The organism is Streptomyces hesseae (assembly GCF_031845785.1).
In the GTDB taxonomy this organism is placed as follows: Bacteria; Actinomycetota; Actinomycetes; order Streptomycetales; family Streptomycetaceae; genus Streptomyces; species Streptomyces hesseae.
On the sequence record NZ_JAVRFI010000003.1, the window covers coordinates 438085 to 462160 of the forward strand.

Genomic DNA, 24076 nt, shown 5'->3' on the forward strand with positions numbered 1-24076 from the left:
CCGATTTCGCAACCCCGTCGAGACTACTCCCCCGGCCTCACACGTCCTCGGGCAGCTCACCCACGCGGTTCTCCCACTTGGTGGAGAGCACGATCGTGGTGCGGGTGCGGCTGACGCCCTTGGTGCCGGAGAGCCGGCGGATGGTGCGCTCCAGCCCGTCCACGTCGCCGACCCGGACCTTGAGCATGTAGGAGTCGTCGCCGGCGATGAACCAGCAGTCCTCGATCTCCTCCAGGTCCCGCAGCCGGCGCGCCACGTCCTCGTGGTCGGCGGCGTCGGAGAGCTGGATGCCGATCAGGGCGGTGACGCCCAGGCCCAACGAGGCCGCGTTCACGGTCGCGCGGTAGCCCGTGATGACACCCGCCGCCTCCAGACGGTTGATCCGGTCCGTGACGCTCGGTCCGGACAGGCCGACGAGCCTGCCCAGCTCCGCGTACGAGGCACGGCCGTTCTCCCGCAACGCCTGGATGAGCTGCCTGTCCACCGCGTCCATAGCCTGGCACCTTTCAATAATCAGCGAACTCGCCGGTTTCAGTGTAGAATCTAAGGCGTACGGGGTTCCAGACCCCGACAATCTTTCACCAGATCAGCGAATCAACGACGATCCTTCGATCTTCAGGAGTGAAGAGCCCGTGTACTCGATCGAGATGGCCTACGCCCGCATGCGCGAGCTCCAGGACCTGGCCAACCGCTCGCGTGCCCACCAGTCCGCCCCGGCTCCGCGCCCCGCGGGGAAGATCCGCTTCCCGCGCGCCAAGAAGCGCTAGCCCTCCCCACGAGCGCTCGCTCCACCGAGCTCTCCTTCCCAGCGGCGGTACAGCCGGTGCGGCACTTCCGCCGCGTCCAGCACCCGCCCGGCGACGAAGTCCACCAGATCCTGGATGTGCGTCGCCCCCGCGTAGAACGCCGGCGAAGCGGGCAGCACCACGGCTCCCGCGTCGTCGAGCGCCACGAGTTGCCGGAGCGTCTGCCCGCTGAGCGGTGTCTCGCGCACCGCGACGATCAACGGCCGACGCTCCTTCAGCGTCACGCTCGCCACGCGCTGAAGCAGATCCTTCGAGAGCCCCAGCGCCACTCCCGCCACACAGGCGGTGCTCGCCGGGACGATCAGCATCCCCTTGACGGGATACGAGCCGGAGGACGGCCCGGCGGCGAGATCCCCGGCCGCCCAGTGACGGACATCGGCCAGGGCCGCCTCGTCGACGGCGAAGTGCTCCTTGCCGTCCGCGCCCAGCGCGAGCCAGCTCGCGAGGTCCCGCTCCCAGTGCCCGTCCCGGAAGCGAATCCCGGTCTCGTCCAGCAGCGTCAGCCGGGCGGCCCGGCTGACCACCAGGTCCACCGCCTCGCCCGCCGCCAGCAGACCGCGCACCACGGCTGCCGCGTAGGGCGTCCCGGACGCGCCGGAGACCCCGACCACCCAGGGCCGGCGTCGCTTCGTGTGTTCGTACGGCTCCACGGGATCGAGCCTATCCGGACACCGCGGGCACTCCCGCCGGTGTCCCGGACGGGGGTGGCCGGCCGCGCGTCTTGACGGCGTCTTGGCGGAATAGTCCTTTGACATGCCTATTCGTCCTGGACTTAAGTGACCTTCGTATAAATGGAACGTCCAAACGGTCCAAGGGGAACGTCATTCACACCACGCGCAAGGGTCTGGCCGCCGCCGGCTGCGTCGCTCTCGTCGCCGCCGCCTCCGTCGCCTGCGACCCCACCGAGAAGCTGAGCCCCGAGGCGAAGGTCGAGCGGGCCTTCGACAAGCTGAGCGGCCAGAAGGCCGTCTCCGCCGACTTCGGCTTCGACGCCGGCGCCGACAAGCTCTACGAGGCGCTGAAGGGCGAGGACGACTTCCAGCGCTCCGACGCCGAGACGCTGGCGGGCCTGAAGTTCTCCTTCGCGATCAGCAACGACAAGCCGCTCAAGGACGTCAAGACCGGCGACAAGACCGGTGCCGTGACGTTCAAGCTGGCCAAGAAGGACGGCGACAAGCCGCTCATCGAGTTCCGTGGCGTGTCGCAGAAGCTCTATCTGCGCGGCGACCTCAAGGCCCTCGCCGAGTTCGGCGAGAAGAGCGAGAAGCGCAAGGGGTCCAAGAGCAAGCAGACCCTGGACGAGTTCCTGAAGAAGGCCGATCAGCTCCCGCCGTCCCTGGACGCCGTCAAGGGCGCTGTGAAGGGCGACTGGGTGTCCCTGGACCCCAAGTCCTTCGAGGAGTTCGGCAAGTCCTTCGGCAAGGACAAGGGCACCTCGGGGAAGGGCTCGCTGAACGACTCGCTCGACCCGGCGACCCAGAAGCAGGCCCTGGAGTCCATACGCAAGGCCCTGATGGACAACGCCAAGTTCGCGGACGCGGGCTCCAAGGGCGGCGCCGACCACGTCAAGGTCACCGCCAACGCGAAGACCGTCGGCAAGCAGATCGTCGAGGGCCTCAAGCCGCTGAAGGACAAGCTCGGCAGCAAGCGCTTCGACAAGTTCTCCAAGTGGGAGGACGCCCCGGACAAGGACGTCACCGTCGACGTGGCCGTCAAGGACGGGATGCTCTCCGCCCTGTCCTTCGACGCCGCCAAGCTCGACAAGGACGCCAAGGGCGAGCTTCCGGTGACCATCGGCTTCAAGGGCGGCTCGGAGAAGATCGAGGCCCCCGCCGGCGCCAAGGAGCTCAAGCCGCAGGACCTGATGGGCGCGGCCATGTTCGCCTTCATGGGCGGCGGCGGCAAGGACGGCGGCGCGAAGAGCCCGTTCGGCAGCGACGCCAACAGCCCCTTCGGCGGCGGCCCCCTCGGCGGCGGCGCGCAGGACCCGTTCAGCAAGTCCGTCTGACGGCCCGTACACACGGCCCGTACACACGCGAAAGGGCGGCCCACCGATTCGGTGGGCCGCCCTTTCGGGGTCAGCAGGAACGCGGTCAGACCGTCAGGCCGCGCACCAGCAGGTCCAGCAGGGCGCACACGAAGAGCGCGATGCCGATGAAGCCGTTCACGGTGAAGAACGCCCGGTTCAGCCGGGACAGGTCGTGCGGCTTGACGATCGTGTGCTCGTACAGGAACGCACCGGCGACCACGACCAGGCCCGCCCAGAAGAACACGCCCGCGTGCGACGCCAGCGCGTACCAGACCAGCAGCGCCGTGGTGACGGCATGGCTGACCCGGGCGCCGTACAGGGCGGCCGGGATGCCGAAGCGGGCCGGGGTGGACTTCACGCCGTGGGCGCGGTCGGCGGCCACGTCCTGGCAGGCGAAGATCAGGTCGAAGCCGCCGATCCACACGCCGACCGCCAGCCCCAGGATCACCGCGTCCCAGGACCACTCCCCCGTGACCGCCAGCCACGCGCCCACCGGGCCCATGGCCTGGGCGAGCCCCAGGATCGCGTGCGGGAAGTCGGTGAAGCGCTTGCCGTACGGATAGACCACCATCGGGATCACGGCGATCGGCGCGAGCGCCAGGCACAGAGGATTCAGCAGCGCGGCGGCGCCGAGGAAGAAGACCACGGCCACCCCCGCCCCGGTCCACGCCGAGCGCACCGACACCGCGCCCGTGACCAGCTCCCGGCCGGCCGTGCGCGGATTACGGGCGTCGATCTCACGGTCGATGATGCGGTTGCAGGCCATCGCGAACGTGCGCAGCCCCACCATGGCGACGGTGATCAGCAGCAGCCGCACCCAGTGGATGTTCCGGTCGAGCTGGAACATCGCCGTCAGGGCGGCGATATAGGCGAAGGGCAGCGCGAAGACCGAGTGCTCGATCATGACGAGGCGCAGGAAGGCCCTCGTCCGGCCCGGCTGGGCGACTGCGGCCGTGGTCACAGCCCGTACTCCTTCCACCGGCGGTCGACTGTCGCCGCCGTCTCGGGGTCCGACTCGACCATGTTCGGCCAGCCCCCGTCGCGTGTGTAGCCCTCCTCGGGCCACTTCGCGGTCGCGTCGATGCCCGCCTTGCCGCCCCAGAACTGCTGGTAGGAGGCGTGGTCGAGATGGTCCACGGGGCCCTCGACGACGGTCAGGTCACGGGCGTAGTCCGTGTTGCCCAGCGCGCGCCAGGCCACCTCGTGGAGGTCGTGGACGTCGCAGTCGGAGTCCACCACGATGATCAGCTTGGTCAGCGACATCATGTGCGCGCCCCAGACGGCGTGCATCACCTTCTGGGCGTGCTTGGGGTACTTCTTGTCGATCGAGACGATCGCGCAGTTGTGGAAGCCGCCGGCCTCCGGCAGGTGGTAGTCCACGATGTCCGGGACGATCACCTTCAGCAGCGGCAGGAAGAACCGCTCCGTGGCGCGGCCCAGCGGGCCGTCCTCGGTCGGCGGGCGGCCGACGACGATCGACTGGAGCAGCGGGCGCCGCCGCATCGTGACGCAGTCGATGGTGAGCGCCGGGAAGTCCTCCTGCGGCGTGTAGAAGCCCGTGTGGTCGCCGAACGGGCCTTCCGGCAGCATCTTCCCCGGTTCCAGCCAGCCCTCGATGACGACTTCCGCGTGCGCGGGGACCTGGAGCGGGACGGTCTTGCAGTCGACCATCTCGATCCGCTTGCCCTGGATGAACCCCGCGAAGAGGTACTCGTCGATGTCGCCGGGCAGCGGCGCGGTGGACGCGTACGTCACGGCCGGCGGGCATCCGAAGGCGATGGCGACCGGCAGCCGCTCGCCGCGCTTGGCGGCCACCTGGTAGTGGTTGCGGCTGTCCTTGTGGATCTGCCAGTGCATGCCGATGGTGCGCTTGTCGTGGCGCTGGAGGCGGTAGAGGCCGAGGTTGCGGACGCCGGTCTCGGGGTGCTTGGTGTGGGTGAGACCCAGGTTGAAGAAGGAGCCGCCGTCCTCGGGCCAGGTGAAGAGCGCCGGGAGCTGGTCGAGGTCCACGTCGTCGCCGGTGAGGACGACCTCCTGGACGGGCGCCTCCTTGACCTTCCGCGGCGGCACGTGCGCCATCGCGCCGAGCTTGCCGAAGGCCTCGCGCATGCCGACGAAGCCCTGCGGGAGCTCCGGCTTGAGCAGCCCGCCGATCTTCTCGCTGATCTCGTCGTAGGACTTCAGGCCGAGCGCCTTGAGGAGCCGGCGGTCGGTGCCGAAGACGTTCATGGCGAGCGGCATGGCCGCGCCCTTGACGTTCTCGAAGAGCAACGCGGGCCCACCCGCTTTGTTCACTCTGTCGACGATCTCCCCGATCTCCAGGTACGGGTCGACTTCGGCCTTGATGCGCTTGAGATCGCCATCGCGCTCCAGAGCCCGGAGGAACGAGCGAAGATCGTCGTAAGCCATACGTTCCAGTATCGAGCACGCACTACCCTGGAGCCGTCACGGGGGCCGCGAAGCGGCCCGAAGCACCACACTCCGGGGGCCGCCGCCATGCTCAGGTATCTGCCGATCCTGCTGGTCCTGGCGTTGTGGATCTACGCCTTCATCGACTGCCTCAACACTCCCGAGAACGAGGTGCGGGGCCTGCCGAAGCTGGCGTGGGTGTTCGTCATCCTGCTCTTCGGCGAGGTCCTGGTGGGCCCGGTGGCCTGGCTGGTCGCGGGACGCCCCAAGGCGCGTACCCGCCCGGAGCGGCAGCGCTGGGTGGCCCCGGACGACAATCCGGAGTTCCTGCGCTCGCTGCGGCCCGACGAGGACGGGCCCAAGGGCTAACCCGGGCCTTCCCGGTAGCGGTCGCGCAGCTCGCGCCAGCGGTCCAGGGTCCACCCCGACCAGTCCGCGGGGGTGCCGCCGAGCGCCTGGAGCAGGTACTCGAAGTGGTGGTGCCATCCGGCCAGGCAGTCCAGCCGGCGGTCCTCCGGCCCGGTCATCTCATTGGTGAAGTGCAGCAGCGTCCCGCCGACGCCCAGCGGGCCGGGCTCCAGCTCGAAGCGGATGCGCCCGTGGACGTCCACGGTGTACTCGGCGAGCCTCTTGGGCTCCCAGGCCGTCACCCGCCCGGGCGCGACCGTGGCCCGGCCCTCGGGGTCGGTGTTCAGCCAGCGCAGCGTGATCGCGCCGCCCTCGCGCGGCTCGAAGGGCTCGGCGGCCGCCAGCCAGGTGGGCAGGCCCTCGGGTGTGGCGACGGCGGCCCAGACCTCGTCGACGGGGTAGGGGATGGAGAGCTCGTAGCGCAGGGTGTGGCTGTCGCCCGTGCTCTCGGACGCGCCGTAGGGGGAGGGGATCTCCATGTCTCCAGCTCTAGCACGACGGCCCGCCTCCCGCGCGCTGGAAGCGGCGGGGGGCGGGCCGTGGTGACGGGCGGGAGCGGCGGTCAGACGCCCGCGTACGAGTGCTTGCCGCTCAGCAGGATGTTCACGCCGTAGTAGTTGAAGAGGTAGCAGGCGAAGGCCAGCAGGGCCAGGTAGGCGGCCTTGCGGCCCTTCCAGCCGGCGGTGGCGCGGGCGTGGAGGTAGCAGGCGTAGGCGACCCAGGTGATGAAGGACCAGACCTCCTTGGGGTCCCAGCCCCAGTAGCGGCCCCAGGCGGCCTCGGCCCAGATCGCGCCCGCGATGATCGTGAACGTCCACAGCGGGAAGATCGTCGCGTTGATGCGGTAGGCGAACTTGTCGAGCGTGGCGGCCGAGGGCAGGCGGGAGAGGACGTTGCCCCAGGCGCCGCCCGCTTCCTGACCCGCCGCGAGCTTGGCCTCGTAGCTGTCGCGGAAGAGGTAGAAGAGCGTGGAGACCGCGGCGACGTACATCGCGGCGCCGCAGAAGATCGCGCAGGAGACGTGGATCCACAGCCAGTACGAGTGCAGCGCGGGCACCAGCTGGTCGCTGGCGGTGTAGAGCACCGAGACGGCGAGGCCCAGGTCGAGCAGGACCGTGGTGACCAGCGGCAGGCCCAGCCAGCCGATGTTCTTCTTCGCGACGAGCAGGCCCAGATAGACGCCGACGGCCACCATCGCGAAGGTCGTGGAGAACTCGTACATGTTGCCCCACGGCGCCCGCTGCACGGACAGCGCGCGGGTGAGCACGCAGCCCACGTGGAGGACCCACGCGAGGACGGTCAGCGAGACGGCGATCCGGCCGTACAGGTCGCCCTTCTCGCTGCCGCCGGCCGCGCCGGGGCCGTCGGGCACGTCACGGCTGCCGGGGGCGGCGCGCGTGACGACCTCGGGGCGCTCCAGGACGGCCGTGCCGCCGCCCTGCGCCTTCTTGACGGCGACGGTCACCGGGGCGCCGGCCGCCTGCGTGGTGATCGCGGCGGCGGTGCGGCCGACGGCGCTGCGGCTGCCGAAGACCCACTCGGTGATGTGCGCGAGGAAGGCCAGGGTGTAGACGGCCATGGCCGAATACACCAGCACATTGCTGATGTTGGCCAGGTTCTCGTTGGTTGCGGCGGCGAGATTCACGCGCGCGCTCCTTCGGACGATTCGGCGGGGTCGTGGGCGGCTTCGTCCGCTTCGGCGGCTTCGGCCGCGGCGGGCGGGGCGGCGGGCTGGAGGGCGGCGGCGAGGGAGGCGAGCTCCTCGGGCAGCCGGGCGGACTCGCTGCGGCCGAGTCCGGCCAGCTCCACGACCGTACGGCCGTCGGCGCCGGCCGTGGCCCGCACCCAGACCCGGCGGCGCTGGATGAACAGCGAGCCGGCCAGGCCCAGCAGCGCGGCGACGGCACCGGTCAGGGCGAGCTCGGTGCCGGGCTTCTGGGAGACCTGGAAGGTCGCCCACTCCTTGATGGTGTCGAAGTGCAGCGAGCCGCCGTCGGGGAGCGTCATCGTGTCGCCGACCTTGAGCAGCTTGGCGAAGGGCGAGCCGTCCTTCTCCTTGAACTGCTTCATCTTGGTCACGTCGAGCTGGTAGACGTTCTGCGGCATGCCAGAGTCGGTGCCCAGGCTGCCGGAGTAGGCGGTGAGCACCAGGGCGGGGTTGTCCAGCGCGGGGAACTGGGAGGCCATCATCCCGGTCTTCAGGTCCAGCGTCGGCACGAAGTTGCCCTTGAAGCCGATCTGGGTCTTGTTGCCGTCCTTGTCCCGGTAGTCGCCGACCTTGGCGACGCTGGTCTCGGTGACATTGCTGTCCAGCGGCAGCGAGGGCATGGGGCCCCGGAAGGCGATGTTCCCCCGGCCGTCCTTGACGGTCACCATCGGAGCGTAGCCGTGGCCGATGAGGTAGACCTTCGAGCCGCCCGTCTCCAGCGGCTCGTTCACCTTGATGGTGGCCTTGCGGGCCGGGCCGTCGGCGCCCTCGTAGTAGGTGATGTGGGCGGCGTAGTCGCGCGGGGTGCCCTTCTGGGGGCCGGTGCGCTCGTAGCTCCCGGAGAAGCTGTCCAGGTAGAAGCTGAACTTGTCGAGGTCGTCCGGGCGGAAGAGGGTGCCGGACTTGAAGTCGTCGTACTGGGTGAGGGTGTTCGAGAAGCCGTCGCCCTCGACGACGAGCTTGCCGCCCTCGGACTTCCACAGCTGACCGGAGGCGAAGGCCACCAGCATCACGATCAGGGAGATGTGGAAGAGGAGGTTGCCGGCCTCGCGCAGATAGCCCTTCTCGGCGCCGACGGAGCCCGCGCTCCGCTCGACGCGGAAGCGGCGCCGCTTGAGGAGCTTCTCGGCCGCCTCGACCACCTGCTCGGGCCGCGCGTCCGTGTGCCAGGTGGCGTGGGCGGGCATCCGGGTGAGGTTGCGGGGGGCGGCCGGCGGGCGGCCGCGCAGCTGGCCGACGAACTGCCAGGTGCGCGGGACGATGCAGCCGATCAGCGAGATGAACAGCAGGATGTAGATCGCGGAGAACCACACCGAGCTGTAGACGTGGAAGAGCCCGAGCTTGTCGTAGAGCGACGCCAGGGTCTGGTGGTCGTCCTTCCACTGCTGGGCCTTGAGCGCGTCGACGCTGGTCTGCGGGACGAGCGAGCCGGGGATCGTGGCCAGGGACAGCAGGAAGAGCAGGATCAGCGCGACCCGCATCGAGGTCAGCTGCCGCCAGACCCAGCGCACCCAGCCGGTGGTCTCACGGGCGCCCCAGGCGAGCGCGCCCAGGAAGCCGGGCTTGCGTACGCCGCCGAACGAGCCGGGGACGGCCTTGCCGTCGTCACCGGCGCCGTCCTCGGCGGGGGCCGTGGACAGGGCCGATACCGCCGCCTCGTCCAGCAGAGAGGTATCGGTATCGGAGGAGGTATCGGTGGAGTCGTTGGTCTTGGCCATTGATCAGATCCCGGGGGTGTAGCGCGACGACCACGTCTGAAGGTCCTGGACCATGCTGTCCCACAATCCTGTGACCAGGAGCAGGCCGACCACGACGAGCATGCCGCCGCCGAGGCGCATGACCCACGCGTAGTGCTTCTTGACCCAGCCGAAGGCGCCGAGCGCGCGCCGGAAGGCGATCGCGGCGAGGACGAAGGGCAGGCCCAGGCCGGCGCAGTAGGCGACGGTGAGCAGCGCGCCACGGCCGGCGCTGGCCTGGTTGGAGGACAGCGAGAGCACGGCGGCGAGCGTCGGGCCGATGCAGGGGGCCCAGCCCAGACCGAAGAGCATCCCGAGCAGGGGCGCGCCGGCCAGGCCCATCGCGGGCCGGGTGTGGAAGCGGAACTCGCGCTGCCCGAAGAGGTTGAACACCCCCATGAAGCCCAGGCCGAGCACGATCGTCAGCCCGCCGAGGACGAGGTTGATCGGCTCCTTGTAGCTCTGGAGCGTCGTGCCCGCGTAGCCGAACAGCGCGCCGCCGGAGACGAAGACGGCCGAGAAGCCCAGCACGAACAGCGAGGACCCGGCGACCATCCGGCCCCGCCGGGCCTCGGCGAGGTCCGCGCCGCCGACCCCCGTGACATAGGAGAGGTAGCCGGGCACGAGCGGCAGCACGCACGGCGAGAAGAAGGAGACGAGACCGCCGAGCAGCGCCACCGGCAGGGCCATCAGCAGCGCTCCGGAGAGCACCGTCTGGTTCACGTCGCCGGCGGCGGCGAGCGTGGTGAGCACAGGGGTCGCGGGGGTCACGGGGTCACTTCTCCGCGACCAGCGGGTCGAGCGTCCGGCGCAGGTCTTCCTCGCTCAGCGCCTTGAGCGCGCGGGCCGCGATCTTCCCGTCCCGGTCGATGAAGACCGTGGAGGGGATGGCCTGCGGGTTGAGGCTGCCCTTGGGGAAGCGGAGCAGGAGCTTTCCGGCGGAGTCGTAGAGGCTCGGGTAGGGAACCTCGAACTCCTTCTCGAAGGCGATCGCCGGGGCCGGGTCGGGGTCGCGGGTGTCGAGGCCGACGAACTCCACGCCCTTGTCCTTGTAGGCGTTGGCGACGGTCACCAGGTTCTTGGCCTCGGCCCGGCAGGGCGAGCACCACGATCCCCAGACGTTAAGGACGACGATCTTTCCCTTGTACGCCTTGGCGACGTCGAGTTCCTTGCCGTCGACGGTCTTGCCGGACAGCTCCGGCGCCGACTGCCGGCCGGCGCGGTCCTTGACGACGTCCACGCCGCCCTGGCCCTGGACGAACTGGGTCTGACCCCCGCCGCCCGAGCTGCCCCCCGAGCCACAGGCGCTGAGCGTCAGCGCCGCCGTGATGGCGACGACAGCGGCCGGCACGGTGGAACGACGGCGGGAAAGTGGGCGTCGAAAGGCGCGGCGGGCACTCATGTGAAAAGTTTCGCATGGGCAGTTTAGGGATCTTCCGCACCCCCCTCGGAGTCGTCGCGCCCTTTGTTGGCCGCGGGAGCCGTGGGCACGTCACCGCCCTTGGGCCCCACGGGCACCTCTCCGGCCTTCGGCCCGACGGGCGCCTCGCCGCGCGGCGCGGGGGTGTCGCCCCGGTTCCACGGCCGGTTGCCGCTCCCGCCGCCGCCCGCCCGGGGGTGCCACTTCTCGCCCACGTCGAGCTGGCGCAGCTGCGCGAGGACCGCCGGGCTCTGCACGTCGAGCCAGTCCACGAACTGCCGGAAGGACACGATCCGGACGTCCTTGCGCTTGTCGTCCGCCATGTACTTGAACGCCTCCTCCACGGCGTCCATATAGATCCCCCCGTTCCATTCCTCGAAGTGGTTGCCCACGAAGAAGGGCGCCCGATTCGTCTCGTACGCCCGGTCGAAGCCGGCGATGTACGACTCGACGGCCTGCCGGCGCCAGCCCGCGTAGTGGGCGGGCACGCCCCGCGTCGTGTTCTTCGACTGGTTGGCGAGGATGTTGTAGTCCATGGACAGGACCTCGAAGGAGTGCCCGGGAAAGGGCATCTGCTGGAGCGGAAGGTCCCACAGGCCCTGCTTCTTGCGGGGCCACACCTGCTCCCCGCCCGAGGAGCTCGCGTCGTAGCGCCAGCCCAGCCGCCGGGCGGTCGGCAGCAGGCCTTCCTGGTTCAGCAGACAGGGGGTGCGGCCGCCGATGAGCTCCTTGCGGTAGTCGAAGGGCAGCGGTTCCAGGTCGGTGAAGCCGGTGTGGGTGCGCCAGCGGGTGACGAAGGAGACGGCCTGGTCGATCTCCGACTCCCAGTCCTCGGGCGTCCAGTGCGCCACCGAGCCGTGCCCCGAGCAGAAGTGCCCGTTGAAGTGCGTGCCGACCTCATGGCCCTCCAGCCACGCCGCGCGCAGGTTCTTCAGCGTCGCCCGGATGTGCTCGTCGGAGAGATAGCCGATGTCGGAGGCGCCGGGAGAGTTGTTCGGCGGCTCGTACATCCGCTGCTTGGACTCCGGCAGGAGATAGATGCCGGAGAGGAAGAACGTCATACGGGCACCGTGGTCCCGGGCGAGCTTGCGGAAGCGGGGGAAGAGACCGTTGCCGACCTCCCCCGCCCCGTCCCACGAGAAGATCACGAACTGGGGCGGCCGCTCCCCCGGCTCCAGCGGCACCGGCTTCGGCGGCTGGTTGGGCTGCGGCCCGGTGTCGGCCGTGGAACCGTCGCCGATCAGCTTCATCCGGGCCTTCGCCTCCGCGCTCGCCCGCGCCTTGGGGCGGACGCCCGTGCCGGAGGTGCCGGACGGCCCGTCCGAACAGCCGGCCATCGCGCCCAGGGCGGTGGCCGTGCCCAGGCCCACGCCCATTCCGAGCAGGCTGCGTCGGCTCAACTCGCGCATGTCGGCTCCGTCCGTGCTCGCGGCCCCATACCATACGACGTCCATATAAATGGACATCAGGGGTGACGGCACGGTGGATTACGGCGCTTGCGCTGTTTTCCCCGTCTTAACGGGTGCATTCGGACAGACGACGGCGCGGATACGCCGGGGCTCACACCACCGGCGCACCCGCGCCGCCATCACACTCCGGGTCAGGTCCCTCAGGCCCCGAACGCCTTGGACCCGCCCTTGACCGGCTTCGCACCCGCCAGCAGATGCTTGGGCACCAGATCCCGCGCCGGCTCGCTGTACCCCACCGAAACGATCTTGTCGCCCCGGTAGGTGAACGTCGTCAGGCTCGCCAGCGTGCACTGCCGCTTCCGCGGGTCGTGCCACAGTCGGCGCTTCTCCACGAAGCTCCGCACGATCCAGATCGGCAGCTGATGGCTGACCAGCACGGCCTCATGACCGCGCGCCGCGTCCTTCGCCGCGTCCAGCGCGCCCATCATCCGCACCACCTGCTCGACGTACGGCTCGCCCCACGACGGACGGAAGGGGTTCGTCAGGTGCTTCCAGTTCGCCGGCTTGCGCAGCGCGCCGTCGCCCACGCCGAAGGTCTTGCCCTCGAAGACGTTCGCCGCCTCGATCAGCCGCTCGTCCGTCGCCAGGTCCAGACCGTGCGCCTTGGCGATCGGCGTCGCCGTCTCCTGCGCCCGCTCCAGCGGAGACGCGACCACATACGTCACGTCCCGGTCCGCCAGGTGCTCCGCCACCCGGTCCGCCATCCGGTGCCCCAGCTCCGACAGGTGGTACCCCCCACGGCGCCCGTAGAGCACGCCCTCCGGGTTGTGCACCTCGCCGTGGCGCATCAGATGGACGACCGTGATGTCACCCGTGCCGCTCACTTGCCCTCCTCCGTCGCCTCGGCCGCCGCGCGCGCAGCGGCCGGCAGCGCCGCCGCGACCCGCTCGATCGCCGCCGCGTCATGCGTCGTCGAGACGAACCACGACTCGAACGCCGACGGCGGCAGATACACGCCCTGCGCCAGCATCGAGTGGAAGAAGGCGTTGAAACGGAACGCCTCCTGAGCCTTCGCCTCGGCGTAGTTCGTCACCTCGTTCTCGGTGAAGAACACCGAGAACATATTGCTCGCCGTCTGGAGCCGGTGCGCCACCCCCGCCTTCGTCAGCGCCTCCGTCACCAGAGAGCCGATCTCCGCCGCGACCGCGTCCACCCGCTCGTACGCCGCGTCGTCCAGCAGCCGCAGCTGCGCCAGACCCGCGGCCGTGGCCACCGGGTTACCGGAGAGGGTGCCCGCCTGGTACACCGGGCCCGCCGGCGCCAGGTACGCCATCACATCGGCGCGACCGCCGAAGGCCGCGGCCGGGAAGCCGCCGCCCATCACCTTGCCGAAGGTCATCAGGTCCGGCTCGACGCCGTCGACCCCGAACCAGCCGGCCCGGCTCGTCCGGAAGCCCGTCATGACCTCGTCGGAGATGAACAGCGCGCCGTTCTCGGCACAGGCCGCCTTCAGGCCCGCGTTGAAGCCCGGCAGCGGCGGGACGACGCCCATGTTGCCCGGCGACGCCTCCGTGATCACACAGGCGATCTCGCCCGGGTGCGCCCGGAAGGCCTCGCGCACGGCCTCCAGGTCGTTGTACGGCAGCACGATCGTCTCGCCGGCCTGCGCGCCGGTCACGCCCGGGGTGTCCGGCAGCCCGAAGGTCGCCACACCCGAGCCCGCCGCCGCCAGCAGCGCGTCCACGTGACCGTGGTAGCAGCCGGCGAACTTGATCACCTTGGCGCGGCCCGTGAAACCGCGCGCCAGCCGGATGGCCGACATCGTGGCCTCGGTGCCCGAGGACACCAGGCGCACCTGCTCGACCGGCGCGATCCGCGCGACGATCTCCTCCGCCAGCGCGACCTCGCCCTCACCGGGCGTGCCGAAGGACGTTCCCCGCGCCACGGCCTCCTGGACCTTGGCGATCACCTCGGGGTGGGAGTGGCCGAGAATCATAGGCCCCCACGAACACACGAGGTCCACATATTCCCGGCCATCCGCGTCGGTCAGATACGGACCGGTGCCGGACACCATGAACCGGGGCGTACCGCCCACGGCGCGGAACGCGCGCACCGGAGAGTTCACGCCACCGGGCGTCACGACCGACGCACGGTCGAAAAGCGTCTGCGAGACTGGGGCCGTGTATGGGTAGCTCATGCTAGCCATGGTCTCAGAGCCCCCGGCGAGTCGTGCCCGGGCGTTTCGCACGCCTTCTACGGGGGAGGTCTCTGAGACGATGATCGGGTTGCGCGGCGGGGGCTGTGCTGCCTCAATGTGCGGTCGGGCAATGTGCGGTCGGGTGGAGATATGCATCGCGGTGGCGGACTGGGCGAAGGCACGGACGACCTGGGCCCCGAGCGAGCCGAGCGCGCCAACAAGGGGCGGCACCGGCGCCGGGAAGAACGACGCGACGAACGGCGCGAAGAGCGACACGAAGAGAACGGTGCGAGCAGGAGTGGCCGGGTGGGGGTGACCTACAAGTACTTCGGGGCACCGAACGGTGCGACCGCCGCCCGCGTCCCCATCTCCATGCGTCCCGAGGAGCTCGGTGGCGACGAGCTGGGCATGGGCGGGATGTTCACCAGGATCAAACCGGAGACCGTGGCCGCCATGGTCCTCACCGGCATCGAGGGCATACCCCTGCACAAGGTTCCCCCGCTCGAACTGGTGGTTCTCCACCCCGACTACGCGGTCGTCAAACTCCCCATGACCGTCGTCGACCCGCTGCGCGGAATTGGCGAGGAATCGGTGGGCGCGGCGGCCTTCATCTGGTCCACGGTCCCCGACCGGGGCGGCCCGCGCGACGCCTTCGAGGTCTACCAACTGCTCCACGAATGGCAGGACTTCTCCCACCGGCTGCACGAGGCCGGCCACCAGCCCTACTGCCTGGTCTGGCCTTAGCACCCAGAGCTTCCGCAGACGTGCATACCCTGACATCCATGCTCAATCTCCGCTCCATCGCCCTGTTCGTCCTCGCCGCCCTCCTGGAGATCGGCGGCGCCTGGCTGGTCTGGCAAGGCGCCCGCGAGCACAGGGGGTGGGCCTGGATCGGCGCCGGGATCGTCGCCCTGGGCGCGTACGGCTTCGTCGCCACGCTCCAGCCGGACGCCCACTTCGGCCGGATCCTCGCCGCGTACGGCGGCGTCTTCGTCGCCGGCTCGCTGGCCTGGGGCATGGTCGCCGACGGTTACCGCCCCGACCGCTACGACGTCATCGGCGCGCTGGTCTGCCTCGCCGGAGTCGCCGTGATCATGTACGCGCCCCGCGGCCGCTGACCGGCCGGGCCCGGGCCCCTATGCTGCGGATAGACCCCAGCCGCCCCAGGAGGCCCACCATGAGCACCCGCACCGCAGTCATCACCGGCGCGAGCAGCGGCATCGGCGCCGCCACCGCGCGGCGGCTGGCCGCCGACGGGTTCCGCGTCGTGCTCACCGCCCGCCGCGAGGACCGTCTGACCGCCCTCGCCGAGGAGCTGACCGCCGCGGGCCACGACGCGCTCGTCCACGTCCTCGACGTCACCGACCGCGCCGCGGTCGACGCCTTCGCCCGCACCCTGGACCGGGTCGACGTCCTGGTCAACAACGCCGGCGGCGCCATCGGCACCGAGACCGTCGCCACCGCCGACCCCGCCGACTGGCGCACGATGTACGAGACCAACGTCCTGGGCACCCTCAACGCCACCCAGGCCCTCCTCCCCCGCCTCGTCGAGGCCGAGGGCACGATCATCGTCCTCTCCTCCACGGCGGGCCTGGCCACCTACGAGGGCGGCGGTGGCTACGTCGCCGCCAAGCACGGCGCCCACGTCATCGCCGAGACCCTCCGCCTGGAGCTGTGCGGCCAGCCGGTACGCGTCATCGAGATCGCCCCCGGCATGGTCAGGACCGACGAGTTCGCCCTCACCCGCTTCCGCGGCGACCAGGACCGCGCCGACGCCGTCTACACGGGCGTCGCCGAGCCCCTGACCGCCGACGACGTCGCCGACACCATCGGCTGGACCGTCTCCCGCCCCGCCCACGTCAACATCGACCTCCTCGTCGTCCGCCCCCGCGCCCAGGCGTCCAACTACAAGGTCCACCGCGAGGTCTGACCCCGACCGGGACCACGGTCCCGGTCCCCGCGACCGATGCGGAACCCCTCACGACGCACTAGCTTCGTACGCACAGCCGCCCGCCCCCGGGCGGCCCGTACGGAGCAGAGGGACCCCATGCGCGTCACGGCCTTCGACCACCTCGTCCTCAACGTCTCCGACGTCGAGCGCTCCCTGGCCTTCTACACCGGCCCCCTGGGCCTGGAGCCGGTCCGCGTCAAGGAATGGCGCGCGGGCGAAGCCCCCTTCCCCTCCGTCCGCGTCTCCCCCACGACGATCATCGACCTGGTCGCCCACGAACGCGGTGAGTCCAACGTCGACCACCTCTGCCTGGTCGTCGACCCCGTCGACTGGCACGAGGTCATCGCCTCCGGCACCTTCATCGTCACCGACGGCCCCGGCCCCCGCTACGGCGCCCGAGGCGTAGCCGAGTCGATCTATGTCCTGGACCCGGACGGCAACACGATCGAACTGCGGTGGTACCCGCAGGACCGGGGGCGGGGGCAGGGACAGGGCGTCTGACGCGCTCCTCGTCAGCCCTTCACACAGACGATCTGCTTGAGCTTGGCCACGACCTCGACGAGGTCCCGCTGCTGCTCCATGACCTGCTCGATGGGCTTGTAGGCGGCCGGGATCTCGTCGACGACGCCACGGTCCTTGCGGCACTCCACGCCCCGCGTCTGCTCCGCCAGGTCCTGCTCGGAGAAGCGCTTCTTCGCCTGGTTACGGCTCATCCGGCGGCCGGCGCCGTGGGAGGCGGAGTTGAACGAGGCCTCGTTGCCCAGGCCGCGCACGATGTACGAGCCGGTGCCCATGGAGCCCGGGATGATGCCGAACTCGCCGCCGCCGGCGCGGATCGCTCCCTTGCGGGTGACCAGCAGATCGACGCCCTCGTAGGTCTCTTCCGCCACGTAGTTGTGGTGACAGGAGATGACCGGCTCGAACATCGGCTTGGCCTTCTTGAACTCCTTGCGGACCACGTCCTGGAAGAGGGCCATCATGATCTCGCGGTTGTGCCGCGCGTACTCCTGCGCCCAGAACAGATCGTGCCGGTAGGCGGCCATCTGCGGGGTATCGGCTATGAAGACGGCCAGGTCGCGATCGACCAGGTTCTGGTTGTGGGAGAGCTTCCGCGCCTCGCCGATGTGGTACTCCGCCAGCTCCTTGCCGATGTTCCGGGAGCCGGAGTGAAGCATCAGCCAGACCGAACCTGCCTCATCGAGACAGAATTCGATGAAGTGATTTCCTCCACCGAGAGAACCCATCTGCTTCAGTGCCCGACTCTGACGGAATTTGACCGCTTCCGCGACCCCGTCGAACCGCCCCCAGAAGTCGTCCCACCCCGCCGTCGGCAGTCCGTGGAGCCGGCGCGGGTCCACCGGGTCGTCGTGCATCGAGAAGCCCACCGGGATGGCTTCCTCGATCTTCGACCGCAGCCGGGAGAGATCGCCCGGGAGGTCGTTGGCGGTCAGCGACGTCTTCACCGCCGACATGCCGCAGCCGATGTCGACGCCCACCGCCGCCGGGCACACCGCGCCCCGCATGGCGATCACCGAGCCGACCGTGGCGCCCTTGCCGAAGTGGACGTCGGGCATCACGGCGAGGCCCTCGATCCACGGCAGCGTGGAGACGTTCCGCAGCTGCTGCATGGCGACGGGCTCGACCGTGGCCGGGTCGGCCCACATACGGATCGGTACCCGGGCGCCGGGCACCTCGGTGTACGACATACCTACCTCATTCCCCCGAAAAGCATGGATAAAGCAAAAGCCGGACCTCTCACCTCATCCACGACAGCGGGACGGCGGGCGCGGCAGCGCTTGCGGTACACATTGTGTCCAGTCGCCACCCAGCGGCGACAACCGGTTTTCCGGTGGGTTTGAGGTGAGAGGAGCCACGGACAGTGCAGCGAAGGGCGTACGCACCGGTAGCCGCACTGGCCTCGGCGGCGGTGCTTTCGGCAGTGCTCACCGGGTGCGGCGGAGGGTCCGGGTCCGGTGGCGGGGGCGAGGACCCCAAGCCGGGATCCGCCGGGTCGTCGACGGCCGCGGCGGAGCCCGGGAAGTACCACAGCCTCCCCGAGCCGTGCGGCTACGTCAGCCGGGACACGTTGCGGCGGATGCTGCCCGGCGTGGGCGACGGCGACGAGGAGGAGGCCAAGCGGCTCCTCCAGGGCCAGGCGGCGATCACCTATGACACCGACCGCCGCGTGGGCTGCCGCTGGAAGCTGGAGACCCCCAACGGCACCCGCCACCTCTCGGTCGACTTCGAGCGCGTGGTCTCGTACCAGCCGGGCATGAGCGACGAGAACCGGGCCAAGCAGCTCTACCAGCGCGAGGCCACCGCCGCGCACATCCCCAACGCCACACCCGCCCCCACGACGTCCGCGAGCCCCGGCGGCAGCCCCGGCGGCGGCAGCCCGCCCGCGAGCGCCCACACCGCCGACCCCGGGCCCGGGCCGCAGCTGGGGGACGCAACCGTCGCGCCGATGACCCCGTCGGCGCCCCCCTCCGCCGACCCCAAGCTGGCCCCGCGCGTCCTCGACGACCTGGGGGACGACGCCTTCGTCGACGACAAGCTGGCGACGACGGGCTCGGGGGTGCACCGCGATGTGAAGGTGGTCTTCCGGTCCTCGAACGTGCTGGTCACCATCGCCTACGACCAGTGGACGACGGACGCCCTCCACATCCCCAGCAGCCTGGACCTCCAGGGCAAGGCCCACGGCCTCGCCCGTGAACTCGACGCGGGCCACTTCGGGAACTGAGGGAACCACCTGGGGGAACCAAGGGGGCGCGTTTCGGCGTGGCAGCCGCGTGCGGGCCGCGTACCGTGCCCGTAGGCAAGCCCCCGAGCCCCCGCACCCGCTCCCGCACCGCCCCGCGTCACCGACACGAATGAGCGAAGGACCCATGCACCGACCCACAGCCCCGCGACTCGCCCGAATCCTCGCCTGCGCCGCAGTACCGGTGATGCTCGTCGCCACCGGCTGCTCGGACTCCGACTCGGGGTCCCAGAAGAAGGAGTCGGGCAAGCCCTCCGCCCCGGCCACCCCGAGCGCCGCCCCCTCCGTGAAGGCGGCGACGTTCGGCAAGCTGCCGGAGGTGTGCAAGACGCTCTCCGAGAAGACCATCGACAAGCTGGTGCCCAAGGCCGAGAAGAAGGAGGGCAAGGCCCTCCCCTCCAGCGACACCAACGACTCGGCGAGCTGCTTCTGGAGCGGCCTGAACGACGAGGACGTCAAGGACCTCCAGTTCCGTACGCTGACCGTCTCCCTCAAGCGGTTCGCCTCCGACCCGACGCTGGGCACGGGCGAGAAGCGGGCGCAGGACTTCGTGGCGAAGCAGGTCTCGGTGGCCACCACCGCGGACGGCGCCAAGGACGCCAAGACGGACAAGGCGTCGGGCATCGGCGACGAGGCCAGCGTGGTGAGCACGACCACGAAGAAGGACGACAACGACCACAAGAACGAGACCGTCGTGGCCCGCACGGCGAATGTCGTGATCACGGTCAAGTACAGCGGCGCGGGGCTCCAGGGCGCGAAGACGCCGGACGCCGACGCGCTGAGCAAGGACGGCCAGGAGGCGACGAAGGAAGTCGTGACGGCGGTCGCCACGGCGAACAAGTAGGTCCAGGTACGGAAAAGGGCCCCGGCCCGGTGACGATCAGGTCACCGGGCCGGGGCCCTTCCGTACGTACGGGCTACGCCGCCAGCAGCTTGCGCACCCGGTCCGCCCCGACCGCGAGCAGCAGCGTGGGCAGGCGCGGGCCGGTGTCGCGGCCGACGAGGAGCTGGTAGAGCAGGGCGAAGAACTCGCGCTGCGCGACCTTGAGCTCCGGCGTGGGCTTGGCGTCGGGCTCAAGGCCCGCGAGGACCTTGGGCACGCCGTAGACCAGCGTGGTCAGGCCGTCCAGGGACCAGTGCTCGTCCAGGCCGTCGAGGAGCAGCCGCAGCGAGGCGCGGGACTGCTCGTCGAGGCCGGCGAGGGTCTCGTGGTCGGGCTCGGTGCGCACGACGGTGCGGGACTCGGCGGGGACCTGGGTGTTGATCCAGTGCTCGGCCTTGTCGAGGCGCGGGCGGGTCTCCTCCAGCGACGTGACCGGGTTCTCGGGGTCGAGGTCGCTGAGGATGCGCAGGGTCTGCTCGTCGTGGCCGGCGGTGATGTCGACGACCGAGGCCAGCGTGCGGTAGGGCAGCGGGCGCGGGGTGGCGGGCAGGTCACCGGCGGCCGTGCGGACGGCGCGGCTGTGGGCGGCGGCGTCGGCGGGCAGGACGGTGCCGTCGGCGACCTTGCCGCAGAGCTTGTCCCACTCGTCGTAGAGCCGCTGGATCTCCTGGTCGAAGGCGATCTTGAAGGACTGGTTGGGCCTGCGGCGGGCGTAGAGCCAGCGCAGCAGCGGGGCCTCCATGATCTGGAGGGCGTCGCCGGGGGTGGGGACGCCGCCCTTCGAGGAGGACATCTTGGCCATGCCGCTGATGCCGACGAAGGCGTACATGGGGCCGATGGGCTGTTCGCCGCCGAAGATCGGGCCGACGATCTGGCCGCCGACCTGGAAGGACGAGCCGGGCGAGGAGTGGTCGACGCCGGAGGGCTCGAAGATCACGCCCTCGTAGGCCCAGCGCATGGGCCAGTCGACCTTCCAGACCAGCTTGCCGTGGTCGAACTCCTTGAGGAGGGCGGTCTCGGCGTGGCCGCAGGCGGTGCAGGTGTAGGCGAGCTCGGTGGTCTCGTCGTCGTACGCCGTGACCGTGGTGAGGTCCTTGTTGCAGGCGGTGCAGTACGGCTTGTACGGGAAGTAGCCCGCGTCGCCCGCGCTGCCGTCGTCCTCGGCCGCGGCGCCGGAGCCCTCGGCGGCCTCCAGCTCGGCCTCGTCGACGGGCTTCTGCTGCTTCTTCGCACCGGGCTTGGCCTTGGTGCGGTACTGGGCGAGGATCGCGTCGATGTCGCCGCGGTGCTTCATCGCGTGCAGGATCTGCTCGCGGTAGGCGCCGGAGGTGTACTGCTCGGTCTGGCTGATTCCGCGGTACTCGATGCCCAGCTCGTCCAGGGCCTCGATCATGGCGGCCTTGAAGTGCTCGGCCCAGCTGCCGTAGGGGCTGCCGGGGGGCGCCGGGACGGCGGTCAGCGGCTTGCCGATGTGCTCGGCCCAGGACGGGTCGACGCCGGCGGGGACCTTGCGGTAGCGGTCGTAGTCGTCCCAGGAGAGGACGTGGTGGCACTCGTGGCCGCGGCGGCGGATCTCGTCGGCGACCAGGTGCGGGGTCATGACCTCGCGGAGGTTGCCGAGGTGGATCGGGCCGGAGGGCGACAGGCCGGAGGCTACGACAATGGGTTTGCCGGGGGCGCGGCGCTCGCCTTCGGCGATGACCTCGTCGGCGAAACGGGAGACCCAGTCGGCCTCGGTGCTCTGAGCCTGAGCCACGGCACTTCCTTCCATACGGTCCTGGCAGGGCCATTGTCCCAGACGACCGGGATGGCGGACGGGTTGCCCGGGGGCGGGCGAATTCCGTGGGGGCCTGTGATAGCGCGTGGGATACTCGGGGGGTCGAAAAATGCCGCCTACCGGAATGGCTCCCATCCCATGGCTTCGGTTCCCTCGCTCGCTTCCACGCTCGACCAGCGCATCACGGACGCCCTCTCGGCCGCTGTGCCGGAGGCCGGTGTCGTCGATCCGCTGCTGCGACGAAGCGACCGGGCGGACTTCCAGGCCAACGGCATGCTGGCGCTGGCGAAGAAGCTCAAGGGAAATCCGCGCGAGCTGGCGGCGAAGGTCGTCGAGGGCCTGCCGGCCGGTGATGTGATCAAGGACGTCGAGGTCTCGGGCCCGGGCTTCCTCAACATCACGGTGGCCGACGGGGCGATCACGCGGACGCTGGCGGCCCGTGCGGCGGACGACCGGCTGGGCGTGCCGTTCAAGGAGCGTCCGGGCACCACGGTGGTCGACTGGGCGCAGCCGAACGTGGCCAAGGAGATGCACGTCGGTCATCTGCGGAACACGGTGATCGGCAATTCGGTCGTCCGGCTTCTGGAGTTCACCGGCGAGAAGGTGGTCAGCCGCCACCACATCGGTGACTGGGGCACGCAGTTCGGCATGCTCATCCAGTTCCTGATCGAGCACCCGCACGAGCTGGACCACAAGGCCGAGGGTGAGGACGCGGTCTCCGGTGAGGAGGCCATGTCCAACCTCAACCGGCTGTACAAGGCCTCGCGCGCGCTGTTCGACTCGGACGAGGAGTTCAAGGCGCGGGCCCGTCGCCGGGTGGTGGACCTCCAGGCCGGGGACGAGGAGACGCTCGCCCTGTGGCAGAAGTTCGTCGACGAGTCGAAGATCTACTTCTACTCGGTCTTCGACAAGCTGGACGTGGAGATCCGCGACGAGGACATCGTCGGCGAGTCCGGTTACAACGACATGCTCGCCGAGACGTGCCGGATGCTGGAGGAGTCGGGCGTCGCCGTCCGCTCCGAGGGCGCGCTGTGCGTGTTCTTCGACGACGTGAAGGGCCCGGAGGGCAATCCGGTGCCGCTGATCGTGCAGAAGTCCGACGGTGGCTTCGGCTACGCGGCGACGGACCTGTCCGCGATCCGTGACCGCGTCTTCAACCTCAAGGCCGACACGCTGCTGTACGTGGTGGACTCCCGGCAGTCGCTGCACTTCAAGATGGTCTTCGAGACCGCCCGCCGGGCCGGCTGGCTGACGGAGGGGACCGCGGCGGTCCAGCTGGGCTTCGGCACGGTGCTGGGCAAGGACGGCAAGCCGTTCAAGACCCGTGAGGGCGAGACGGTCCGTCTGGTGGACCTGCTGGACGAGGCGATCGAGCGGGCGGGCGCCGTGGTCCGGGAGAAGGCCCGGGACCTGTCCGAGGAGGAGATCGCCGAGCGTGCCGCCCAGGTGGGCATCGGCGCCGTGAAGTACGCGGACCTGTCGACCTCGGCGGCCCGCGACTACAAGTTCGACCTGGACCAGATGGTGTCCCTCAACGGCGACACCTCCGTGTACCTCCAGTACGCGTACGCCCGTATCCAGTCGATCCTGCGCAAGGCGGGCGAGGCGGGCCCGGTCGCGCACCCGGAGCTCGCGCTGGCTCCGGCGGAGCGCGCCCTGGGTCTGCACCTGGACCAGTTCGCGGCGACGGTGGCGGAGGCGGCCGGGGAGTACGCGCCGCACAAGCTGGCCGGGTACCTGTACCAGCTGGCCTCGCTGTACACGACCTTCTACGACCAGTGCCCGGTGCTCAAGGCGGAGAGCGCGGAGGCGGTGGAGAACCGTCTCTTCCTGTGCGGCCTGACCGCCCGTACGCTCCACCAGGGCATGGCCCTGCTCGGCATCCGTACCCCCGAGCGCCTCTAGCGCTCACCCCGCGTCGGCCCCGAGCTCGAACCAGATCAGCTTGCCGACCAGCCCTTGTGGCTGGTCGCGCAGGGCGAAACCGCCCCAGCTGTCGGCGCACCACTGCACCAGGCCCAGTCCGCGGCCCTGCTCGGCGCTGTTCTCGGCGTCGGGCAGGGTGACGCCGTCGAGGGCGGGGAGGCGGGGGTTGGTGTCCCAGACGGCGACCCTGACGCGGTCGCCCTCCCGTTTGACGCGTACGGACGCGGGTCCGTCGGAGTAGCGGTAGGCGTTGGTGACCAGCTCCGAGGTGAGGAGCTCGGCGGTATCGGCGAGTTCCAGGAATCCGTGTTCCTCAAAGATGGTGCGCAGCGTGCGGCGCGCGATGCACGGCGCCATGGGGTCCGAGGGGACCTGAAGCGTGTACTCCCAGTCGTCCGTGAGTTCGGGGTCATGGCTCATGCACGCCTCCGGGGGATGCCCGCCGCGATAAGCGCCGGGGTAAGCGACCTGACACACACGGTAGTCATGGTCCGAGCGCGTACGCCGCGGCTCCGTCATTTCGCCAAGACTCGACCTGTGTGGGTGACGATCGTGAACTATGCGCCTCCTCTCGCGTGAGCTGCGCAAATGTGACGCAGGGGCGAGGGCTTCGCAGGCCGGGTACGACGATGGCGGCGTTCCGGGGCCATATCGGCCGG

At 70.1% G+C, this 24076-nt stretch carries 25 protein-coding genes; 10 read left to right on the forward strand and 15 right to left on the reverse strand.

Annotation, left to right across the window (positions count from 1 at the left end; genetic code table 11):
• Nucleotides 1–37 precede the first annotated feature (37 nt).
• Complete coding sequence (locus RM609_RS07965) at nt 38–493, reverse strand: Lrp/AsnC family transcriptional regulator (protein ID WP_126914801.1); 456 nt, start codon at nt 491–493, stop codon at nt 38–40.
• Between the two features lie 139 nt (nt 494–632).
• On the opposite strand from RM609_RS07965, the gene RM609_RS07970 reads away from it, so the two are divergent.
• Nucleotides 633–767 carry a hypothetical protein gene (locus RM609_RS07970; RefSeq protein WP_311609166.1) on the forward strand — a complete coding sequence of 45 codons (135 nt, stop codon included), beginning with the start codon at nt 633–635 and terminating at the stop codon, nt 765–767.
• Here the strand turns inward: RM609_RS07970 and RM609_RS07975 are convergent.
• The gene (locus RM609_RS07975) at nt 764–1456 is read right to left on the reverse strand and encodes a UbiX family flavin prenyltransferase (RefSeq protein WP_311609075.1); all 693 of its coding nucleotides are present in this window, start codon (nt 1454–1456) and stop codon (nt 764–766) included. The genes RM609_RS07970 and RM609_RS07975 overlap by 4 nt on opposite strands.
• A 98-nt stretch (nt 1457–1554) precedes the next feature.
• Between RM609_RS07975 and RM609_RS07980 the strand changes: the two genes are divergently transcribed.
• Nucleotides 1555–2814, forward strand: a complete 1260-nt coding sequence (locus tag RM609_RS07980) for a hypothetical protein (RefSeq protein ID WP_311609077.1) — start codon at nt 1555–1557, stop codon at nt 2812–2814.
• Nucleotides 2815–2899: 85 nt separating this feature from the next.
• On the opposite strand, the gene mqnP is transcribed toward RM609_RS07980, so the two are convergent.
• Together mqnP and RM609_RS07990 are read right to left on the reverse strand one after the other, a co-directional pair.
• The gene (gene mqnP / locus RM609_RS07985) at nt 2900–3796 is read right to left on the reverse strand and encodes a menaquinone biosynthesis prenyltransferase MqnP (protein WP_311609078.1); all 897 of its coding nucleotides are present in this window, start codon (nt 3794–3796) and stop codon (nt 2900–2902) included.
• Complete coding sequence (locus RM609_RS07990; protein ID WP_311609079.1) at nt 3793–5244, reverse strand: menaquinone biosynthesis decarboxylase; 1452 nt, start codon at nt 5242–5244, stop codon at nt 3793–3795. The genes mqnP and RM609_RS07990 overlap by 4 nt, the downstream gene beginning before the upstream one ends.
• Before the next feature lie 87 nt (nt 5245–5331).
• On the opposite strand from RM609_RS07990, the gene RM609_RS07995 reads away from it, so the two are divergent.
• Nucleotides 5332–5613: a PLD nuclease N-terminal domain-containing protein gene (locus tag RM609_RS07995; RefSeq protein WP_311609080.1), complete on the forward strand. Its 282-nt coding sequence runs from the start codon at nt 5332–5334 to the stop codon at nt 5611–5613.
• Here RM609_RS07995 and RM609_RS08000 read toward each other — a convergent pair.
• The 8 genes from RM609_RS08000 to hemL form a co-directional block, all read right to left on the reverse strand.
• Nucleotides 5610–6131, reverse strand: a complete 522-nt coding sequence (locus tag RM609_RS08000) for an SRPBCC domain-containing protein (RefSeq protein WP_311609082.1) — start codon at nt 6129–6131, stop codon at nt 5610–5612. The two genes, RM609_RS07995 and RM609_RS08000, sit on opposite strands and share 4 nt — an antisense overlap.
• A gap of 83 nt (nt 6132–6214) precedes the next feature.
• Nucleotides 6215–7297 carry a c-type cytochrome biogenesis protein CcsB gene (gene ccsB, locus RM609_RS08005; protein WP_311609083.1) on the reverse strand — a complete coding sequence of 361 codons (1083 nt, stop codon included), beginning with the start codon at nt 7295–7297 and terminating at the stop codon, nt 6215–6217.
• On the reverse strand, nt 7294–9078 hold the full coding sequence (resB, locus tag RM609_RS08010; protein WP_311609084.1) for a cytochrome c biogenesis protein ResB: 1785 nt from the start codon (nt 9076–9078) through the stop codon (nt 7294–7296). The genes ccsB and resB overlap by 4 nt, the downstream gene beginning before the upstream one ends.
• 3 nt (nt 9079–9081) lie before the next feature.
• Nucleotides 9082–9786 carry a cytochrome c biogenesis CcdA family protein gene (locus RM609_RS08015; protein WP_311609164.1) on the reverse strand — a complete coding sequence of 235 codons (705 nt, stop codon included), beginning with the start codon at nt 9784–9786 and terminating at the stop codon, nt 9082–9084.
• Nucleotides 9787–9871: 85 nt separating this feature from the next.
• Nucleotides 9872–10498 carry a TlpA family protein disulfide reductase gene (locus RM609_RS08020; RefSeq protein WP_311609085.1) on the reverse strand — a complete coding sequence of 209 codons (627 nt, stop codon included), beginning with the start codon at nt 10496–10498 and terminating at the stop codon, nt 9872–9874.
• A gap of 23 nt (nt 10499–10521) precedes the next feature.
• Nucleotides 10522–11925, reverse strand: coding sequence for a polysaccharide deacetylase family protein (locus tag RM609_RS08025; protein WP_311609087.1), 1404 nt, complete (start codon nt 11923–11925; stop codon nt 10522–10524).
• Between the two features lie 200 nt (nt 11926–12125).
• Nucleotides 12126–12773 (reverse strand): histidine phosphatase family protein, encoded by a 648-nt coding sequence (locus tag RM609_RS08030; RefSeq protein WP_311609165.1) that lies wholly within the window; start codon nt 12771–12773, stop codon nt 12126–12128.
• Between the two features lie 32 nt (nt 12774–12805).
• Nucleotides 12806–14131, reverse strand: a complete 1326-nt coding sequence (hemL, locus tag RM609_RS08035; RefSeq protein WP_311609088.1) for a glutamate-1-semialdehyde 2,1-aminomutase — start codon at nt 14129–14131, stop codon at nt 12806–12808.
• Nucleotides 14132–14272: 141 nt separating this feature from the next.
• On the opposite strand from hemL, the gene RM609_RS08040 reads away from it, so the two are divergent.
• The 4 genes from RM609_RS08040 to RM609_RS08055 all read left to right on the forward strand — a co-directional run bounded on the left by RM609_RS08040 (nt 14273) and on the right by RM609_RS08055 (nt 16574).
• The gene (locus RM609_RS08040; RefSeq protein ID WP_126914812.1) at nt 14273–14866 is read left to right on the forward strand and encodes a hypothetical protein; all 594 of its coding nucleotides are present in this window, start codon (nt 14273–14275) and stop codon (nt 14864–14866) included.
• 38 nt (nt 14867–14904) lie between these two features.
• Nucleotides 14905–15240, forward strand: coding sequence for a YnfA family protein (locus tag RM609_RS08045; protein ID WP_311609089.1), 336 nt, complete (start codon nt 14905–14907; stop codon nt 15238–15240).
• Nucleotides 15241–15299: 59 nt separating this feature from the next.
• Nucleotides 15300–16052 (forward strand): SDR family NAD(P)-dependent oxidoreductase, encoded by a 753-nt coding sequence (locus RM609_RS08050; RefSeq protein WP_311609090.1) that lies wholly within the window; start codon nt 15300–15302, stop codon nt 16050–16052.
• Nucleotides 16053–16169: 117 nt separating this feature from the next.
• On the forward strand, nt 16170–16574 hold the full coding sequence (locus RM609_RS08055; RefSeq protein ID WP_311609092.1) for a VOC family protein: 405 nt from the start codon (nt 16170–16172) through the stop codon (nt 16572–16574).
• An 11-nt stretch (nt 16575–16585) separates the two neighbouring features.
• Here RM609_RS08055 and RM609_RS08060 read toward each other — a convergent pair whose 3' ends face one another.
• Nucleotides 16586–17779, reverse strand: coding sequence for an RtcB family protein (locus RM609_RS08060; protein WP_311609094.1), 1194 nt, complete (start codon nt 17777–17779; stop codon nt 16586–16588).
• Between the two features lie 173 nt (nt 17780–17952).
• Here RM609_RS08060 and RM609_RS08065 point away from each other — a divergent pair, with 173 nt between their 5' ends.
• Together RM609_RS08065 and RM609_RS08070 are read left to right on the forward strand one after the other, a co-directional pair.
• Entirely contained in the window at nt 17953–18813 is an 861-nt protein-coding gene (locus tag RM609_RS08065; RefSeq protein ID WP_311609096.1) for a hypothetical protein, read from the forward strand.
• Nucleotides 18814–18958: 145 nt separating this feature from the next.
• Entirely contained in the window at nt 18959–19675 is a 717-nt protein-coding gene (locus RM609_RS08070) for a DUF3558 domain-containing protein (RefSeq protein WP_311609097.1), read from the forward strand.
• Between the two features lie 73 nt (nt 19676–19748).
• On the opposite strand, the gene lysS is transcribed toward RM609_RS08070, so the two are convergent.
• A complete protein-coding gene (gene lysS, locus RM609_RS08075; RefSeq protein WP_311609099.1) occupies nt 19749–21470 on the reverse strand; it encodes a lysine--tRNA ligase in 1722 nt (573 codons plus the stop codon).
• Between the two features lie 159 nt (nt 21471–21629).
• On the opposite strand from lysS, the gene argS reads away from it, so the two are divergent.
• Nucleotides 21630–23396, forward strand: coding sequence for an arginine--tRNA ligase (gene argS, locus RM609_RS08080; RefSeq protein WP_311609100.1), 1767 nt, complete (start codon nt 21630–21632; stop codon nt 23394–23396).
• A 3-nt stretch (nt 23397–23399) separates the two neighbouring features.
• On the opposite strand, the gene RM609_RS08085 is transcribed toward argS, so the two are convergent.
• Entirely contained in the window at nt 23400–23837 is a 438-nt protein-coding gene (locus tag RM609_RS08085; RefSeq protein WP_311609101.1) for an ATP-binding protein, read from the reverse strand.
• Nucleotides 23838–24076 lie beyond the last annotated feature (239 nt).